This window comes from Virgibacillus byunsanensis (genome assembly GCF_042675965.1).
Classification (GTDB): Bacteria; Bacillota; Bacilli; order Bacillales; family Amphibacillaceae; genus Virgibacillus_R; species Virgibacillus_R byunsanensis.
In genome coordinates, this window is the sequence record NZ_JBHTKJ010000028.1 from 1 (window position 1) to 19,769 (window position 19,769).

Here is a 19,769-nt window from a genome sequence, read left to right on the forward strand (position 1 = left end):
CAAAAGCAATTTTCCCTTCTTTTTTGGCTCGGTAAATATCTTCAGTTGTCTCAGCTCGAATTACTAACTCCTGATGAGCAAAATCACTGTAGCGGATTCCTAAATCATGGAGAACATCATTCCATTTCCAACCTGCATTAGAAGTAATGAAGGCTGTTCCATCCATAAAGTTCTCAAAAACAACATCTAAGCCTGATTTACTTAGACCCTCATACCCGGTCCAATCCCTTCCTTGCCTTCTGAACTCAAAAATCTGACTGAGATCATCAGGTGTAACAAAAGTATGTTCATGAAGAGAAATAACTAAATTTTCATCCATAAACTTTTCTACTTTTTCTTCCTCATCTTTAGATACAGGATACATAAATGGCTCAACACGGTCATATTCCCTTGCTAGTTTATAAGGTTTATAGTCTTTCTCCTCTTCTAGATACGAAAACGAACGATAGCCATCATATTTCTTCGGTTTTATTGGCATTCTATAATCTCCCTTCCCTCTTTTTTTACTATGGTACGTCTCTTCATGCTTTACGCTTTCTATAGGCAAGTGATTCTTTCTTTTTGATACTTGTCAGATAACCTATTGAATTCACACCAATCGGTTTTACATCCTGAGGAATTTTCAAATGATCCTTCAATCTTTCTTCATTAAAACCAACTACCCAACTGGCGAGTCCAAGATTTGCAATAGCAACGAGTAAATTTTAAGTAGCTGCTGCAACATCAATAATTGACCCAAGATATCCCATTTCACCATACCTTGATTTTGTGCGCTTATGGTTGGCACAACAAACAAAAACTACAGTAGCATCCTTAATCCAATTTTGATGGTCCCTCCCTTTGAGTGATAACCTAGATATGTACAACGAGCTAACTTTTCTTTCACCTCCTCAGTTCTCACAACAATGAATTCCCAAGGGCATATTTCTGTTTGATGGTGCTGTTGTTGCACATTTCAGTAACAAATCAACCGTCTCTTCATCAACAGGTCGATCTGAATATGATTGATCGCTGACACGACTATCAAAAACATCTTCTTTCATTATCAATCATCAACACCCCCTTTATGGACAAAGTACGTATAAGAGAACCGAGGTGGAAGTTCTGGTTTATCAACTGGATGACTATGGTAACGACAGCAACCGGTAAATAAACTTTTGGTAATTGAAGCACCTTTCTCAACTGAACAGAATCAAATTCTCGAACAACCGAAGTTCCAAGCTTTTCTAATTGAGCTAGGATGCGTAAGTTTTGCAAGACAGAAAATGTGTCATCTAATGCAACTTCCCTACCAATCTCACTCAAGCATGCATCTGCTCTTCTAATGCCATTTAAAATGACACAGACATAAAGAGCACCCTTCAACCAAGACTGTCCACTTTCTGTTCCTCCTGTAAAGAATTCTAAGATTTTCACCTCCTACTTTAGTAGCATACAGAAGATAAAATGTATTCTGTTTATACCAATATTCTGAATTTTTTTGATAAAAAAATTATGGCTACTTGCGTGCATCAAAAGTATTAGACTATTTATGTACTTCTAATAGAATACCGGTACAATTCTATAGTTGAAGAAGTAACTACTTCAACAATTAAGTTAAAGGTTACAAACTGAAGGATTTACAACACCACACATTTTTTAGAACATCTTGGTCCATTAATCGTTGAACACAATTACTCCGTTGCAACTCTAGCATCAAATTGATCAGCCAACTGCGTGTACAATTTTTAACCGTCTTTTTGCAGCTCCTTTAATAATTTGATATTTAGAAAGGTATATCTACTAATTTTGTATTGTTCTTAATTATATACATTTTTTATAAAAAATCAATAAATATATTAAAAAAATTTTATGTAAATGCTTAATTTTTAAAAAAATTTTACATGATGGTAGATTTTAGAATAAAAAACTCGACCTTTAATACTAAATATAAAAGCACGAACCAAGACAAACAAACGAAACCGCCTATGGCGAGGAAAATAAAGATCCCGTTGCAATCGAAGGCATCGCGATTATCTTCCTGTGGCTCGAGCTGCATGATGTTGGCTCCTGTGTTTTGATAGAGGGAACCTGAGAAGGAATGAAATTCATGAAAATAGTTTGGTTGATAGCTTTCCTTCACGTCATTTGTATCCTCCCAGAATCCAATGATGGAGTGGGGGATCTTCAGTTGTTTTAATACTTCATGGAATAGTACGCGATCCCTCGCTTTGTTTCATCCATTTTATTGTGCATGGAAGCGGAACAGTCGATAAGCGGGGTGAGAGCAGCATCCATATCTTTTGATTCGTGGATTTTCATCCGTAATAACGGGCAATAATTTTTTGGAAAGTCGACCGATGACTAAACCTTTCCGTGGTGCATTTCGCTTGTGCTCCAATACTTTTTCGATGGTGGTTGCAAGCTTTCGTTTGTACGTTTCGAATGTGCTGACGGTGTGCTTGTAAGCAAGTTCATCTTCTCGGGTTGGAGATTCTGCTTTTTTCTAAGGAATTAGCAACCAGACGAGAGAAGAACAAATTCCTGCTCGTATTCTCATACGGCGAACCAGCCGCTGCTGATTATGATCAGAATGGAATTATCGACACGAACATCGCCGTATAAGAAGCACGCAAAAAAGGCATCGATGTCATCGGAATGTTTCTCGCTAATGGAGAGATCGATGAACGAAAAGGTGAAACGATGCAAAATATATACGGAAAAAAACAACTAATGATTCCAAGTGTTAAGGAGTTACCTGAACACTTTGCACCGCTTTTGAAGAGGTTGTTGTTGCGGGTGGTTTAGGAGGGAAAAAAGGGGTGGAAATACCTCTAGTAACTTTTTCAGGATCAATTCTATTTTTCACTATTATTTTCCTTTCCATCCATCTAAATTATTTATGATAGCAATGTGTAAAAAAAGATTAAATCAACTATTTAAATTAACTAAGATGCACATCTATATTAAAAAAATTCAGTAAAATAATTCTCGCAAATTTATTCTCCATAATAAACATATCCTTAAATTAAGAATATTAATTCGGTTATTCATTTGCTGTATTATTTAATTAATATTCAAAGAATATTTAATAAGGATAAGCTTATAGAGTATGAAAAATGAAAAGTATAATACAATATTTTTTTGGGTTTGCATTGAATATTACGACAGCGGTAACAACTTACCTCACTAATTGTAATTTGTGAATATGCCATTCCCTCTTTCCTAATATCAACACGATTAATTCAGTATTAATTCCTTTGCCTTTTTCTACAGGCATTAAGTATATAAATAATAATTAGAGACACCATAATTTTTCCAATTGGTATTTTAGCAATCAATCATTTACCCCTTCGATGTTTTCAATCTTTTCATGCCACCATGATCGAACCATTCTGGCTGTAGATTGTTATTCTATTTACAGGGTCATGTTAAAACTAAGATTTTCAATTTTATTTTTTATAAACTTATTTTTTAGTACTATTACATCAATTTCCATAATTTGATCTGATTCTTTCTGATTACCAACAGTTTTAGGGGAAGTTTGAACTTCCCCTAAAACCGTTTCATACTTCCTTAACTCCTCTAGCTACTGCCTCTTAAACATCATTAAACAAATGACAAGCCACGTAATGATTTTTTGTGATTTCTCTATTAACTGGGATTTCCTTTTTACATATATCCATTACATATGGACATCTTGTATGAAAAACACATCCTGATGGAGGGTTTAAAGGGGACGGAATCTCCCCCTTTAATATAATCCTTTCTTTCTTGAACCGTGGTTTAGGATTAGGTACAGCTGATAGCAGAGCTTTGGTGTACGGGTGATAAGGTGTTTCAAATAAGCTATCGGTAGATGCTTCTTCAACGATTTTACCCAAATACATAACCCCAATTTTGTCAGATATAAAACGTACAACGCTAATATCATGAGCTATAAATAGATAAGTTAGCTTTAGATCTTGCTGTAAATGTCTTAATAAATTGATAATTTGAGACTGAATTGACACGTCAAGAGCAGATACTGGTTCATCAGAAATAATTATTTTCGGATTAACCACTAATGCCCTAGCTAGGCCTATACGCTGCATCTGACCTCCTGATAATTCATGAGGATAGCGGTAATAATGATCAATTCCCATACCTACTTTATTCAGGACTTCCAATACCTTATCCGTACGTTCTTTCTTGTTACCGATAGAATGTATTGCAAGAGGTTCTTCTAGGATATTTCCAATCCGCTTTCGTGGATTTAGTGAGGAATATGGATCCTGAAAAACCATTTGCAAGTCTTTTCTTACTTTCACTAACTCTCTACTATTAAGCTGAAAAAGATCTTTGTTTTTATACATAGCCTTACCTTCAGTAGGTTCTGTTAAACGTAAAATACTCTTTCCCAAGGTACTTTTACCGCACCCTGATTCACCAACTAGACCAAATGTTTCTCCCTCATATAGTTTTAAAGACACATCATCTATAGCTTTAACTTGTTCTTTTGCACCCGCAAATATATTAAGACTCCCTTTTACAGAGTAATATTTTCTTAAACCATTTACTTCTAGTAACGGGGGTTGTTCTTTATGGCTCTGAAGGGACATGTTTTTCCTCCTCTGTTAAAGAAATTTTCTCTGCATGCCAACATCTAACTTTTTGACCATTACGATAATCCCTTAGTTCAGGTTCTTTTGTTCTACACAGTTCGTCAGCAAATTCACATCGATCAGCAAAGCGACAACCATCAGGAATATTATTTAGTGAAGGAACACTGCCTTCAATAACATGTAATTCATCTAAACGATTACTATCTAGTTGTGGTATAGATTTCATTAATCCTATGGTATAAGGATGAAGTGGATTATTAAAAAGTGTATCAATATCTGCCTCTTCAACAATCTGACCAAGATACATAACTACGACTCTAGTACATATCTCTGCAACAACTCCTAAATCGTGCGTTATAAATATGACACCCATTCCAAGTTCTTTTTTTGACCTTACGATTAAATCCAATATTTGGGCCTGAATAGTCACATCTAATGCTGTAGTAGGTTCATCAGCAATTAATAACTTGGGTTGACAGGCAAGAGCCATAGCGATCATAATCCTCTGTCGCATACCACCAGATAACTGATGCGGAAATTCATTAATACGCTGTTCAGGTGCTGGAATTCCTGTAATTTTCAACATATTAATTGCTTTTTTATATGCTTCACTTTTTGAAACATTCTGATGTAGCAAAATAGATTCAACAATTTGGTTTCCAATTGTATAAACTGGATTTAGAGAACTCATTGGGTCTTGGAAGATCATTGCAATTTCGTTTCCACGTATACCTTGCATTTCTTTTTTGCTACATTTCAGTAAATCTTTACCTTGGAAGTAAACTGAACCCTCATACTCGGCAGAATACTTTTCATCAAATAGCCTCAGTATAGATTGAGAGGTTACACTTTTCCCACAACCAGATTCACCTACTACTCCCAATATTTCCCCTTCATCCACTTGAAAACTCACACCATCTACTGCAGTGACACGCCCACTTTCAGTTTTAAAATGGGTCTTTAATTCATTAACATCCAGAAGATGTTGTTTAGACATAATTAACACCTCCCTTTATTTTTTCGTATTTTTAATGTGAGGGTCTATTAGGTCTCGAAAACCATCACCTAGTAAATTTAGTCCTAACACAGATAAAGCAATAGTAATACCTGGAAAGACGGTCATCCACCAAGCATTAAAAATTACAATCTTTCCATCATATAAAATGTTCCCCCAACTTGGGTCCGGTGCAGGTACACCAGCACCTAAAAAACTCAATGCTGCCTCAACAATAATTGCTTCAGCAAAAATAAAAGTAGCTTGAATTACAAGTGGAGAAATAGTATTTGGCATAATATGTCGCCATATGATCCTCCACGAACTTGCTCCTTGCGCTTCCATAGCTTCAATATAGGTTTGCTCTCGTACTACTAAAGCTGAGGACCTTATTACACGAGCAACATAAGGAGTATACACTATACTTAAAGCGATAATTACATTTATGGTCATTGGTCCTAATGCAGCCATTAAAGCAATAGCCAGTAGTATGGCTGGAATTGACATTAAGCCATCACTTATCCGCATTAGTATATGATCAAGAAACCGATAATAACTAGCATATAAACCAATTATCATTCCAAAGATTGAGGACAAGGTAGCAACAGCCAATCCAACTCCCAGTGTAGTTTGTGCTCCGTAAGCTATCCGTGAAAGAAGGTCTCTTCCAAAATTATCTGTACCCAATAGATGTTCTGCATTTGGACCTTGTAATCTATCTGATACTACCATTTCATATGGATTATAGGATACAATTAAGGGACCCAATAGAGCCATTATAGTTAAAAAGATAAGTATGGTACCCCCAGTAACCATAAGCTTGTTGGATACAAGGCGATTAATAAATAATTTCCTTTGCTGTTTTTTAAAATTATATTTTACTTCGGAGAGTTTTACTTCATTCCTAATCAAGCCCATTTCCCCCCACCTTTCTACTTGCGTTCCAATCGGACACGAGGATCAATAACTCCGTATAATAAGTCAATTATTAGATTAATAAAGACATATAAAAAGGTAACAAATAATACAACTCCCTGAATAACTGCATAGTCCCTTCTTTCAACTGAATTAATTATCAATTGACCTAGACCTGGAATGTTAAATATAGTTTCAGTAACTACTGCTCCAGCTACCAAAGTACCAAAAGTTTGTCCAATTACAGTTAAGATAGGAAGAAACGCATTACGTAAAGCATGTTTATATATAACATTGCGATCCTTCACTCCTTTTGAAACAGCTGTTTTAATATAACTAGTATTCAACACTTCTAACATAGAAGAACGTGTCATACGTGCAATAAGTGCAGCTTGAATAGCTCCCAAAGAAATTGCTGGTAATATAAGATACTGGACATGATTCCATATTCCATTACTTAGGGGTTGATAACCTGCAACTGGTAGCCAACCTAATTGCACACCAAACAATAAGATCAGGAAAAGCCCAAGTAAGAAACTTGGAACAGATAGACCTAACAATGAAAATCCCATAATAGATTGATCAACAGTAGAACCTCGTAGCTTCGCAGCAACAATTCCAAATGGAATAGCTATTAATAAAGCAATAGCTTCACCAATAAGTGCAAGGGATAGAGTTGGTTTTATATGTAGCATTATTGAATTAATCACTGAGTCTTTCATAAAATAGGAGGTTCCTAGATCTCCCTGTACAACACCAGATATCCAATTCCAATACTGTAAAAGTAATGGTTCGTTAAGTCCAATTTGTTCTCGCATTGCTTCAATTTGTTCACTAGTAGCCTCTTCTCCCAATATTACTGCTGCTGGATCACCAGGAGTTAAGTGAATTATCATAAAGATAACCACAGAGACAATTAATAAAACAGGTATGAGCGAGAGGATCCTTTTTAATATATATATATGCATTTAAAACCCTCCTCTTAAAGGAACATCACTTTGAAAGTGGTAATATCTCATATTTGATTTAACCCCATTGTTATAACAATGGGGTATATTTTTTATAAACTAGACCTTATATTAACTTCTAGTTTTTTTCACAAATCCCAAAATAGTACTATTAAGTTTATTTGTTTCATCTTTCATTACACTATGGCTACTTTCTTCTAATAATAGAAATTTGCTATTGGGTAGTTCACTAGCTATTATTTCACTTTCCTCTATAGGTGTAATCCAGTCATGACGCCCCGCAATTACAAGGCTTGGCACGGTAATAGTTGAGAGTCGTCCTGTGATGTCTAATTCTTTAAGAAAACCACCAAATCCTTCATTTATTGCCTCATAAGATCTATTTATTTTTAGTTTAGGTTGATCGTTGTTAGCCGAAGCGTGATCACGAGAATACAATGGTTCCATTACTTCAAAGTAGTAAGTAAGCTGTTCCTGTGACTCAAATGCTCCATTAAAAAGGATATCAGCTACTCTCTTTTGTTCATCTGTCCCATTTTTCTCAACGAATTTTTTAGCTTTATCCATAAATCGGTAACTAGCAGTAGTAGTAGCAAGTATTAACCCTTCCAAATTATCTTGGTATTTGAGTGCGTAATTCATCGCAACCGTACCGCCATATGAATGGCCAAGAACCCAGATTTTTCCTAAGCCAAGATATTTCCTTAATTCCTCAATATCTTCAACATTATTTTCCAAATTGTAACTTGATTGTGGGCCAGTCGCAGAAAAACCACTGCCCCTGTTATCGATATATACTAATTGAATTTCTTCAGTTAAATCATCTAGATATGGTTTAAAATAAGCGTGTGTTCCACCAGGTCCACCATGCAAAACGAAACAAACTGGTTTTTCCTTTAGTTTTTCTCCATCTGGTACGAAACCAGCCCCATTGATATCAAAGAAAATCCTTGTTTTATTTATATTTGCAAACATTTAATCACTCCTTTATAAAGATAAAACACAATCTATTAGTCTACTGACACATTCCAAAGTATTAGTCCATCTAAAAATTGAAAGTTATCTACATTATTTCGGGTCGAAACAACTCTGTTATAATCTCCAATTTTAATAAAAGGAATATTTGCTATGTTCCATTGCTGTATCTCTTCATATACAGGTTTCGCATCTTCAAGAGTAGGTTGACTTCTAAATTCTTGCACTAAACTGTCAAATTCTTGACTATCAGTCCAACCAGAATGGGGACCTTTACTAATAAATAGATGTGAAGTCGGTTCAGGCATTGAACCAAACCCCATAATATTTATGTCGTATTCACTTTCATTTTCTTTCTTTTCAAGGAGTGTTGGCCAATCGTAAACTTCTAAACTTACTACCATTCCAAGTTGTTCCAGCTGTTCTTGAACAACAATAGACGCATTATATTGATCCTCGTAATCTCTAGTTGTGATAATTCTTACTTCTTCTCCACTGTAACCACTTTCCTCTAATAGTTGCTTTGCCTTATCAGTATCATTTAGATTATACTCCTCTTTACCAGTATCACTAAACCATTGGACTTCCTGATGTGGCATCATCATATTATGATTAAGTGTATAATATTTGTCATCCGTAAAACCAGCTGTTAAAACTGCTTCCATATCTAGTGCAGACCTAACCGCTTCACGAGTAATTTCATTTGTGAATATACCTTCTTTTTTATTGGTAAGTAACACCATTGTTCCACCTGGGATAATATGATTGTTAACATTTGAATCTGCTTCTAGTTGCTCAGCATTATCAAATGGAACCGCATGTGCTAGATCATATTCACCTGAAACAATACCCGCAACCCGTGTAGATGCGTCCGAAACAAAATTAAAAACGATATTATCTACAAGCGCTTCTCTTTTTCCTGACATTCCATCTGCTTCTTCACTACGAGATTGATATTCTTCATATTTAGTCAATTGAATATACTGATCTTGTTTCCATTCATCAAATTCAAAAGGACCTGTTCCAATATATTCTTCTACACCAGTCTCCGTTTCATTTTCAATAACTTCTTTAGGCATGATTGCTGGAAAAGGACCGCTCCCCATAGAAAGTACACTTAATGTTGTTGCCATTGGTTCTGGAAGATTTAACACAACTGTATAATCATCCTCCGCTTCAAATGAAGTATCTGTAAATTGGCCTTTTCCTCCTGGTCCATCCTTCCATCTGTTCATTGAAGCAACTACATCATCCGCTAGCATTTCCTCTCCATTATGGAACTTAATTCCTTCTCTTAACTTAAAAGTAATTGTTTTTCCATCTTCACTTTGCTCGTAGGATTCTGCAAGCATTGGCTTAATGTTGTATTCTGAATCAGCTGTTAATAATGTTTCAAAAACAGGCCTCATTATATCCGAAGTTGCTATAGCTGTGGTTACATGAGGATCTAATATAGGAGGTTGTGCTGAGTAAGCAACATTAAGATCTCCGCCCCCTTCTGTTTCAGTTGATGATTCGGAACTGCAAGCTACTAATGCAAAAAGAAACAATGAAAAACAAATAATTTTGACTAATTTCATAATTATCCCCCTAGTAAAATATTTGTTATTTTTGATAAATATTAAATCGAATAGGAACCCTCAATGGGCATCACCTCCTATGTATTTATGTTATATTACTCTATTAAAAAGATTGTAAAAGTAGTTTTAATTGACTAGTAGTTTTGAGATACATTCTAATTTTCCCAATATGTTTTAACCTATAATACAGAGATGTAAATCTTTCTAACTAGTTGATCAATTTGTGATTTGTTTATAGTAATTGTAAGGTCTAAAAAGATAATATTAGAATTTTCATAGGTAACAGTTCGGCATATTACTCCTTGTTCAAGTTAAGGCTCAACTACTTTAAGAATGGCTTGTTGATTTGCAGGGAAAGGGATATTAATTACTTGCTAGGTCTTTCACCAATTCAACTGCTCCTATAAGTTCCGGAAACCGAACAATTCCCTTGATATTCAATTCCCTGTTAGTTTTAGCCCCCAATATTTACATTACACAATGAAGAAAATGCATCTATAAAGGAATTTTTTCTTGGTTAACTAATTCCATCTCCCCTTGACTAACCTGCTCAATTTTTTGTTGAAGTTAAATTAGGAAGTCAGATGGAAGAAATGTCCTTTATCTATATCGATTATATTTTCATATCATTCCCCAAAAATTTATTGGAAAATAATAAATAATATAAATAGTGTGATTTTTAATAACTTAACAATCTTTCTAAAAATAGTCAACTTATTTTACATTACAAAATAATCCTAGATAGATTATTTTGTAACTGCTATGGTTGAGACTGTCCCCGAGGAATTAAGTTATAAATACAATTACTAAAATAGATATCTATATTGTCTCACTAATTTTGGTTAGTCAAATTTTTTAAGTAATAACAAATCTTATTAGACTATATTAAACTGAGATATTTCTAGAGGCTTTATTCCAAAATTTAAATGAAACAAAATCACTTTATCCACAGGTATTTTTGTCTGTTTGTCGAATCTCTTAATTTAGGAAAATATATTATATTAAAATTCCCCCTATCTAAACGTGCGCTTTAGAAGTGCCGTTCATAGTTAAAAGGTATTTACTCCTTGTAAAACAACTTTCTGAGAATACCATGTTCTTGTTTTCATGTAACATTCACATCTAGTTACATTTAATAAATACCACATATTTCCTAAAAGTTTATAGAAAAGACCGTTATTATTGTCTTTAAAGAACTTTTAAAAGTCATTAGGCGAGGATGAAAGTAAATGAAATCAGAAGATCAGTTGATGAGTCTCATTAATGCTGCGCAAGTTTTAACTTCTACTTTGGATGTTAATAAAGTTTTAGAACTTTTGATTACGGAAATTATGAATGTAGTTGATGGTGCTGATGCAGGGGTATTATTTATTTATGAAAGTGATATAAATAAACTAGTTCCAAAGAGTGCAGTGGGGTTTAATATGAATTTTTTACAAATGATTCAACTTGAACTTGACGAGGGAATGAGTGGAAAAACTTTCACTTCTAAAACTCCTAATATTTTTACAATAAAACAAGATACAGAAATTGGAATGGCAAACTTATTCAAAAAAAATCAGTTTCTTTATCAACAGGCTTTAGGTGAAATGCTGTATCCAACGAGTACCATTAGTGCTCCTCTGTTATCTAAAAATAAATGTATAGGTGTTCTAACGATAGACAGTTATTCAGAAAATGTTCATTTTACAAATACAGACTTAAAACTTTTGGAAATATTTGCATCTCAAGCACTTATAGCTATAGAAAATGCTACATTATTTTCTATAAACAAACGTTCAAATAAAATACATAACAAATTAGCGGAAGTCTCTTTAAATCGAAAAGGAATTAAAGATATTACTAGTGCTTTATCAAGTATTATTAATAAAAAAGTAGCGATATTTAATGAATTTCTAGACTTGGCAGCTTATTCATCAATTGAATGCAAGAATATTACTAAGAGCCTAATGTTTAATAGCTATGATTTGTTAAAAGAAATAATAAAGAGAGATTATATTTCACATGAGATTATAAACGAGAAAACTAAAGTATATTGTTTTCCAATTAAGCATGACAAACTTAATATTGGTGTGCTAATGGTATTTACTGAAGAAAATTCAAAACTTGATTCTTTAGATCAGGCTGCGATAGATCAGACTATTATTATATTTGCTATGGAAATGACAAAACATCAGGATCTTTTATCACATGATTTTAATTATGAAAGTTATTTACTGGAACAATTATTAGATAACAAATTTAAGGAATTTAATATAGCCATTCAGAACCATATACAAATACAAGGTGAAGTTCAGTACATTTTTGTTAATTTAGAACTAATAGTTCAATTGGATCCATTTCCAATTTTAGACCAAAAAAAGAATCAATTCAGAAGGTTGATTTATCGTGCGCTAAATCAGTTACGATTTAAAACATTTGTATTAGAACAAAATTTAACATTTAAATTTCTATTTGTATTAGATAATTACATTAGCGAAAAAGATGTATTTGAAGAAATAGAAAAGTTTTTCGAAAGAATATTGAATAAGTCTAAGGAGTTAAATAACTTTGAATTTAGTGTGGGAGTCGGGCGATTATTTCATCAATCAATCAATATTCAAAGCTCAATTCGTGACGCTAAAAGGTGTGTAGAGTATCTAAAAACTCAGAATTATAATAACTGGTTTTGTTCTTATAGAGAATTAGGTGCCCATAGACTTTTATTAAATCAAAATACAGAAGAATTAATGGATTACGTAAATGATATATTAGGTAAGCTAATAACTTATGATAGTGAACATAAAACAATGCTAACTAAAACTTTAAAAGCTTATATTGAGAGTAAATACAATATGAAAATTGCGGCGCAGAAGTGTTTTGTTCATGTAAACACTATGAAATACAGGATGAAGGTTATAAAAAAAATACTAAACAAGACTACTCTAAAAGGAAAAGACTATTTTAATCTCCAATTGGCAATCTTTATCTTTGAATATTTAAACGAAAGTGATCAAACCCTTAAATAATATAAAATATAAGACAATATATACCTCCTATATTTCGTAACTAAAATAAAATGTTAAATGAAAAATGAATCCGAGATAAGGATTCATTTTTCATTTAACATACGTGTGCTAGTATAATTGTTTACGATAATATTCTGTCATGCTTTAAAGACAATTACGACATACTTGTGCGATTATCTTTAATTATTCCTATTTGTTCCAAACAACATCCATTTGTCTACTAAGGACAAATAAAGAACTTAAAATCTGTCGTATACAGACATAGATTCAATTTTCTAAATATGGTATATTTTCTGTAACTTAAAAGGAGGTTTTATAATGTTTGCCAAAATTAACGGTACCAAGTTATTTTTTGATGTTGAAGGTAGCAGTATTGTTCCTGTAGGAGATAAGATGATAGAACAAGAAGCATGTTTTATTTTACATGGTGGACCAGGGAGTGACCATACCTATTTTAGACCATGGTTATCGCCGATGGCCAAACACATGCAATTGATCTATGTAGATCATAGAGGTAATGGAAGATCAGAGCGTACAGACCCAACTACTTATTCAATTGAACAGATGGCTGATGACTTAGAAGAGCTAAGGAAATATTTAGGTCTAGGGCAGGTTTTTGTATTAGGTAATTCATTTGGTGGAATGTTGGCACAAGTATATGCTACACGCTATACAAAAAGCGTAAAAAAATTGATTTTAGTTACTACTACTCCTAGTGCTGATTTTTGGGATGAAGCACAAACGATGGCAGATAAAATGGCTACTGCAGAACAAAAAAAAGTACTCCCTGATTTATTTGAAGGTCGAGTGAGAAATGAAGAAGAACTAGATGAATGGTGGAAGATAATGCTTCCACTATACTTTCATAATAAAGATGAAAATCTTTTTGCAGAAATGGGAGGTAGGATGATCACAGCATTAGATGTATCTAATTTTATGTTTGCTAACGAAATTCCAAATTATGATGTTAAAGAGCAGTTAAAAGAACTTAAAACCGATACACTAGTTATTGGCGCCAAACATGATTGGGTAACACCTTTAAATCAAGCAGAACTGATTCATGAGCTTTTACCAAATTCAGAGCTATTTATTTTTAACAATAGTGGACATATGCCATTTATTGAAGAACAGGAATTATTTAATCAAAAGGTACTAGACTTTGTTAACAAGAAACCAATAACCCAGGGGGTTTAATGCATGAGTTCAGATAATATTGTTATACTAGGTACTCTTTTTGTATATATGATATTTATGCTTTGGGTAGGTTTTCGTGTATCAAAAAAATTAGCTGGTATTGATGATTATATTTTAGCAGGTCGCAATTTACCTTGGTTTGTTTTAACTATGACATTTCTAGCAACATTAGCAAATACTGCTCAGGTAATGGGACAGCCTGGTTTTTCATATGCAACAGGGCTATCCTATGTTTTTTGGATGAATGTCGCAAGTTTGACAATTGGAACCCTTTTGCTCCCTAGAATAGGTCTTAGATTAAGAGGCTTAAACATCTCAACAATTGGAGATTTTGTTGTAGAACGATTTGCAGGAAGTAAGCGATTAGAATTACTTGTTTCTGGTTGGCAAGTTCTATGGGGATTATTTGTCACAGCTATGTCTTTATTTGGAGCAGCTTTATTGGTGGAAGTTGTAACAGGTGTTTCATGGAAATTGGCAATTGTAATTATTGCTGTTGTTACCATCATATACACAGTCACAGGTGGACTGCGCGCAGTTGTAGTAACTGACTCTGTTCAATGGTTAATTATCATATTTGGTACTGCTTTATTTGTTCCGCTGATCTTCTTAGAAGTGGGACCTTTCTCTTCGTTCTTTTCCCAATACTTAGGACCTTCTGGTTTCGAATTAATGGCGGAAGGTAAAGAACTATCCTTATTTGCAGGCTTTACTGATATTTTTACTTTAGCTCCTGGACAAACTTATTTACCATCTTTACTTGCATTTATTGTTGCAACATCACTATGGATACCAATAGATCTTGGATTTATACAAAGAATGTTAGCTGCTAGGAACATCGATGAAGGAAGAAAAGGTACTTATGTTTTTCTAGGAATGCAAATATTGGTTATTTCACTTTTAATTATGTTAGGAATGTATGGACGTGTACTTATACCCGGTTTAGAAAATACAGATAAGATAATTGTTGTCTTGGCCCAAGAAACCTTACCAGTTTTTGGAGCAGCACTTTTTATAGCTGCCGTTGCAGCAGCAGCAATGTCTACTATTTCTACTTATTTAAATGCTGGAAGTACAGTTATTCTTAAAAACTTTGTAATGAGTTTTAAGCCAGACATAACACCAAAAAGCCAGTTGTTGTTTGCTAAAATATTTACCGTATTAATTTGTTTATCAGCACTGTCTTTTGCCCCATTTATTTCAGCAGGTGGAATTGTTGCAGCTGCAGTTGCAATTCAAATTATTTTGGTCACGGCTTTATCACCTGTTATTATATTAGGAGTTTTTTGGAAAAGATTAACAGAAAAGGGTGCATTTTGGGGATGCCTTGTTACTTCAATAGTAACTTTTATTCTTATGATGGCTGTTGGAGGCCCCAATGTAGCAGTAAGTAGCCCAGGCTTTTTTGGAATCCCGGTTGTCTTCTGGGGAGGCATGGTTGCATCAATATTCTTTGTAGGCTTTAGCTTATTAGAGCCATATAATCCTAAAAATATGTCTTCAGATTTTCAAAAGATATTTTCAGGAGAAAAAGCAATTAAAAAATCTAAAACTGATATTAAAATTCTGTCATGCTTATGGGCGGTTTTAATTATAATAGGGGTTTTTATGAATACTGTGGGAGAATCAGCGTTTCCACCACTAGCTGGTCCACTAGCATTTTTAACAGATGCTTACTTTTTAATCACCTCAATTGTAGTATTGATAGTAAGTGTATTTATGATTATTAAATTGGTTGGATACATCCGTAACGAGGTCTCTTTCAATGATATTGAAAAAAGAGATAAAGAGACAAAAAAAATAGGTTAACGATACAACAATAAAGGGGGATTTCCCCCTTTTGTATTTGAAAAGGTGATTGAATGATAATGAAAAAAGAAAACTTATACGAACTTTTACTTAAAGATTATAATGATGGTTTAAACTATAGTGGCGTTAAAGGTGAACGGTTAGCCAATAGACTGACTACAATATCAAATATAGGTTTGACTAAGGATGGCGGTTCGAATAGACCTGGGTTTTCAGATAAAGAAAATCAAGCAAAAAACTTAGTTAAAAAGTGGATGGAAGAGGCAGGACTAGAGGTTAGTGAAGATAATGCCGGGAATACTTTCGGTAAACTTACTGGTAGGAAACCTGACTTGAAAGCTATTTTATCCGGTTCACATCTTGATAGTGTTCCGAATGGGGGACATTTTGATGGTCCGTTAGGAGTATTGGCAGCGTTAGAGGTTGTAGAATCTTGGAAAGACACAAATTTTATTCCAAATCGTTCATTTGAAGTTGTTATTTTTATTGATGAAGAGGGTGCAAGATTTAACAAAGGACTTCATGGAAGTCAAGCTATGATTGGTGGAATAAAAGAAGAAAATATTAAATCACTTGTTGATCAAAATGGTTTATACTTTGGGGATGTACTAAAAAACCGGGGGCTAAACATACGGAATTTTATTAATTCTAAAAGAAATCTAGATAATATAGAATTATTTATCGAAACACATATTGAACAGGGGAAAATACTAGAGAAGGCAAAATCACCTGTTGGTATAGTTACAGGGATTGCTGGTCCCTGCTGGTTAGAATTTCAGCTTGAAGGTATGGCAGATCACGCAGGTAATACACCTATGGATAATCGCAATGATGCACTTGTTGCAGCAAGTGATTTAATATTACAAATAAATGCATTACCCAAAAGTATAAGCTCATCTGCAGTTGCAACTGTAGGAAAAATGCAAGTCTTTCCAAACGCTATAAATGTTATTCCGGGAAAGGTTAACTTCTTTGTTGATATTCGTGATATTTACGAAGATACACGAGATGAATTGGTAGGCAAGATAATAGATATATTAAAAATTGTTACCAAAAAATACAATGTTCATTATACCTGGCATGAGAGATTAAGGGTTAACCCTATTCCTATAAAAGAATTAATACAGAAAAAGTTAGCAACTTCAATTAAAGAAAATGGATTGTCTCCAATTTCTTTACCTAGTGGTGCAGGACATGACGCTATGGTTGTTGGAAAACAAGTACCAGTAGCCATGTTGTTTGTACAAAGTAAAGATGGTGTGAGTCACAACCCTAATGAATGGAGTTCTTTGAATAATTGTATCCATTCTATCCACGTATTAAAACATTTTATAGAAAATTATTAAATTCAAACATCATTACTCTTACTTTATCAAAAATATGAAACCTTTTTTATAAGCATAAAACAATCTGATTTTTTGATAATAGTGTAATTTTTATTTAAGCAGCCTAATTAAAAGGTTGCTTTCTTACTTTTTTATTATACTAGCAATATATAGTTGTTATGATATTTTTGTTCAATCACCTCGAAAAAATACAATCTCCTCCCTAATTTCTTCACCAATATCCTCGCCGTATCAGAAGCACGCAAAAAAGGCATCGATGTCATCGGAATGTTTCTCGCTGATGGAGAGGTCGACGAACGTGAAGGTGAAACGATGAAAAATATATACGGAAAAGAACGCCTAATGATTCCGAGGGTTGAGGAGTTACCTGAACACTTTGCACCGCTTTTGAAGAGGTTGTTGTTGCGGATGGTTAAGGATGGAAGGAAGTACTCTGTATTACTAAATCCACACAGAGTACTGTACCTAACCTATTTTCACAAATACTTATTAAAAAACAGTTGATTCTCGATTTAACAATAAATTTAATCTTTTTTCATACTAACCTTATTCATGCACATTACCCCTCCCTACCTATATCGCCCAACTCATTCTGCTCATAAGCAAATTACGAGTCAATTCTCCTGTCAGGTTAAACACTTGTAAATTGAATTCAGGGTTTTTCTGGTCGGAATAACGTTTCCATTCTTCAGCTACATATTTTAAATCTGAGGATTTAATTAGTGCTACATCGGTGTCTTCTTCAGAAAAAGCTTTTAGTTTTTGCGCCTGTGCAACAGCCTCTTTTGTATAGTCGTGGACTACAACTAAGAAGGTTGTCACTCTCATTTCATCTGAACGAATATAGCCTAGAAACTGATTAAAGTTATCTTCTGAAAAAGTGTAAGGTTTTTCTGTACTTTTGTTATCCCATAGAATTACTTCTTTAGAGCTATAGCTTACCTTCCCATCAGCGTGTTTCGATCCTTTCATGTCAACTAGTTCTATTCCTAATTTCTTCTCAAACAAATAGCGTGTGGCTTCTTCAAAATATTTTTCAACATCAAGATCTTTATCAATAACTTTATTAACACGCAACGCCTTATAATCTCTAGAAGCTAGTTCCTCATAAAAATCATAAAGTCTGGATCTATTATCTGTTGGATCAGTTAAAGTAGGTGTGGATATATTTTCGTAGTAATCTATGATGTTTTGTACTCTTTCTCCCTTTGTACCACTAATTTTTGCTCCTTCAAGGTTTTTTAATATATCGGACAAATCCCTTGTCCCAAATATATTCAGAGCAGTGGAAGGTAATATATTGTGCTTGAGAATTCGCTCTACTAAATCGTTTTTCTTGCCGCCAGTATAAATGTTTAAGTTATTTAGTATTACTTTAAGCTGATTAACGTTCAAATCACCTAGCAAAGTTTCATAAACTTCATTTCGTAATTCGCCACCCATTTCATAACGAACAACACGAGCGATTTCCTTAGGGATAATGTAATATGACGTATCTTCTCTAAAGCGTAGTATTAGTCCTCTTGATTGCAAGTTTCTTAGGGATTTCTCAATTTGTTTCGTGGTGTGAAGTTTATTACCTTTTTGAGGGAATCTACCAATTCGGCTTTCTAATAGATAATGATCTCTTTTAGATAGCTCAAGCTCTTTACGCAAAACATTTAGAATATTTATTTCATGCGTATTTAATGAGTCATCTTTTTTCCATGCTTCCATTAACACTGCACTATATATTCTTTCGTCTTCTTTAGGAATCGCAGTTTTCATATACTCATCATCAGCACTTTGCTTAACAATTTCAGTTTCCAGCTTTTCTACTTCTTTAAATAAATCACTTTCACTCAACACATACCCCTGCTTCTCCATTAAAGAAAGTAAAATCATTTCATTTAATAGTGCAATGTCTCTAATTTCTGAACTGAAAATAAGATTCCTTTTTACTCGTTCTTTATTTTGAAATTCATCGACGTTCCTTATAATTACTTCTCGCATTTCTTCTTCAGTATCCATTCTTACGTCTCTCAGGAAACTATCAACAATCCGTCCGAGATATAGTTTGGACATTTTAGGTAAGATATCCTGTAAATACATAAATCGTCATCCCCTCGTATTAATTATTGAACCGCATATTTTCAAAACCTTCTTAATAGTAATATTATCACAAAAATCAAACATACGTGGCTTTATTCAGAAAGATGCTACCAAACCTATTTTTCCTTCGATTATAGTTTTAGATATAGTTACTGATTTATCTATTAGAGTTAAAGTGTTTATAACAATTACAATCGTATTAGAAGCTAATTTAGGGGCATGACTCTAGTAATTTTATTATATATTTCTTCCTTTACCTAAACACTTGTCCAAATTAATATAGTGATCTGCTAATATATCGTGTCA

The 19,769-nt window shown here is 33.7% G+C and carries 15 protein-coding genes and 1 pseudogene; 5 read left to right on the forward strand and 11 right to left on the reverse strand.

The features are described 5' to 3' along the window. From ACFQ3N_RS11235 to ACFQ3N_RS11250, 4 genes and pseudogenes are all read right to left on the reverse strand, one after another. Positions 1 to 478, reverse strand: a pseudogene (locus tag ACFQ3N_RS11235) (dipeptidase); the annotation flags it as partial. A gap of 412 nt (positions 479 to 890) precedes the next feature. Beyond that, on the reverse strand, positions 891 to 1,049 hold the full coding sequence (locus ACFQ3N_RS11240; RefSeq protein ID WP_390362440.1) for a hypothetical protein: 159 nt from the start codon (positions 1,047 to 1,049) through the stop codon (positions 891 to 893). Then, complete coding sequence (locus ACFQ3N_RS11245) at positions 1,024 to 1,416, reverse strand: hypothetical protein (protein WP_390362442.1); 393 nt, start codon at positions 1,414 to 1,416, stop codon at positions 1,024 to 1,026. The genes ACFQ3N_RS11240 and ACFQ3N_RS11245 overlap by 26 nt, the downstream gene beginning before the upstream one ends. 463 nt (positions 1,417 to 1,879) lie before the next feature. Beyond that, on the reverse strand, positions 1,880 to 2,122 hold the full coding sequence (locus ACFQ3N_RS11250; RefSeq protein ID WP_390362444.1) for a hypothetical protein: 243 nt from the start codon (positions 2,120 to 2,122) through the stop codon (positions 1,880 to 1,882). Between the two features lie 515 nt (positions 2,123 to 2,637). Between ACFQ3N_RS11250 and ACFQ3N_RS11255 the strand changes: the two genes are divergently transcribed. After that, a complete protein-coding gene (locus ACFQ3N_RS11255; RefSeq protein ID WP_390362446.1) occupies positions 2,638 to 2,787 on the forward strand; it encodes a hypothetical protein in 150 nt (49 codons plus the stop codon). Between the two features lie 791 nt (positions 2,788 to 3,578). Here the strand turns inward: ACFQ3N_RS11255 and ACFQ3N_RS11260 are convergent. The 6 genes from ACFQ3N_RS11260 to ACFQ3N_RS11285 all read right to left on the reverse strand — a co-directional run bounded on the left by ACFQ3N_RS11260 (position 3,579) and on the right by ACFQ3N_RS11285 (position 10,015). After that, positions 3,579 to 4,580 (reverse strand): ABC transporter ATP-binding protein, encoded by a 1,002-nt coding sequence (locus tag ACFQ3N_RS11260; RefSeq protein ID WP_390362448.1) that lies wholly within the window; start codon positions 4,578 to 4,580, stop codon positions 3,579 to 3,581. Continuing rightward, positions 4,561 to 5,580 (reverse strand): ABC transporter ATP-binding protein, encoded by a 1,020-nt coding sequence (locus tag ACFQ3N_RS11265; RefSeq protein ID WP_390362450.1) that lies wholly within the window; start codon positions 5,578 to 5,580, stop codon positions 4,561 to 4,563. The genes ACFQ3N_RS11260 and ACFQ3N_RS11265 overlap by 20 nt, the downstream gene beginning before the upstream one ends. A gap of 15 nt (positions 5,581 to 5,595) precedes the next feature. Next, positions 5,596 to 6,495 (reverse strand): ABC transporter permease, encoded by a 900-nt coding sequence (locus ACFQ3N_RS11270; protein ID WP_390362452.1) that lies wholly within the window; start codon positions 6,493 to 6,495, stop codon positions 5,596 to 5,598. Between the two features lie 14 nt (positions 6,496 to 6,509). Next, the gene (locus ACFQ3N_RS11275) at positions 6,510 to 7,460 is read right to left on the reverse strand and encodes an ABC transporter permease (protein WP_390362454.1); all 951 of its coding nucleotides are present in this window, start codon (positions 7,458 to 7,460) and stop codon (positions 6,510 to 6,512) included. A 111-nt stretch (positions 7,461 to 7,571) separates the two neighbouring features. Further along, positions 7,572 to 8,435 carry an alpha/beta fold hydrolase gene (locus ACFQ3N_RS11280; protein ID WP_390362456.1) on the reverse strand — a complete coding sequence of 288 codons (864 nt, stop codon included), beginning with the start codon at positions 8,433 to 8,435 and terminating at the stop codon, positions 7,572 to 7,574. Positions 8,436 to 8,470: 35 nt separating this feature from the next. Continuing rightward, complete coding sequence (locus tag ACFQ3N_RS11285) at positions 8,471 to 10,015, reverse strand: ABC transporter substrate-binding protein (RefSeq protein WP_390362458.1); 1,545 nt, start codon at positions 10,013 to 10,015, stop codon at positions 8,471 to 8,473. Positions 10,016 to 11,244: 1,229 nt separating this feature from the next. Between ACFQ3N_RS11285 and ACFQ3N_RS11290 the strand changes: the two genes are divergently transcribed. From ACFQ3N_RS11290 to ACFQ3N_RS11305, 4 genes are all read left to right on the forward strand, one after another. Continuing rightward, positions 11,245 to 13,023 carry a helix-turn-helix domain-containing protein gene (locus tag ACFQ3N_RS11290; protein WP_390362460.1) on the forward strand — a complete coding sequence of 593 codons (1,779 nt, stop codon included), beginning with the start codon at positions 11,245 to 11,247 and terminating at the stop codon, positions 13,021 to 13,023. A gap of 318 nt (positions 13,024 to 13,341) precedes the next feature. After that, the gene (locus ACFQ3N_RS11295) at positions 13,342 to 14,217 is read left to right on the forward strand and encodes an alpha/beta fold hydrolase (RefSeq protein ID WP_390362462.1); all 876 of its coding nucleotides are present in this window, start codon (positions 13,342 to 13,344) and stop codon (positions 14,215 to 14,217) included. Between the two features lie 3 nt (positions 14,218 to 14,220). Further along, positions 14,221 to 16,026, forward strand: a complete 1,806-nt coding sequence (locus tag ACFQ3N_RS11300) for a sodium:solute symporter family protein (RefSeq protein ID WP_390362464.1) — start codon at positions 14,221 to 14,223, stop codon at positions 16,024 to 16,026. A gap of 59 nt (positions 16,027 to 16,085) precedes the next feature. Beyond that, positions 16,086 to 17,372, forward strand: a complete 1,287-nt coding sequence (locus ACFQ3N_RS11305) for a M20 family metallo-hydrolase (RefSeq protein WP_390362466.1) — start codon at positions 16,086 to 16,088, stop codon at positions 17,370 to 17,372. Between the two features lie 573 nt (positions 17,373 to 17,945). On the opposite strand, the gene ACFQ3N_RS11310 is transcribed toward ACFQ3N_RS11305, so the two are convergent. Beyond that, positions 17,946 to 19,463: an SAP domain-containing protein gene (locus ACFQ3N_RS11310; protein WP_390362468.1), complete on the reverse strand. Its 1,518-nt coding sequence runs from the start codon at positions 19,461 to 19,463 to the stop codon at positions 17,946 to 17,948. Between the last annotated feature and the right edge of the window lie 306 nt (positions 19,464 to 19,769).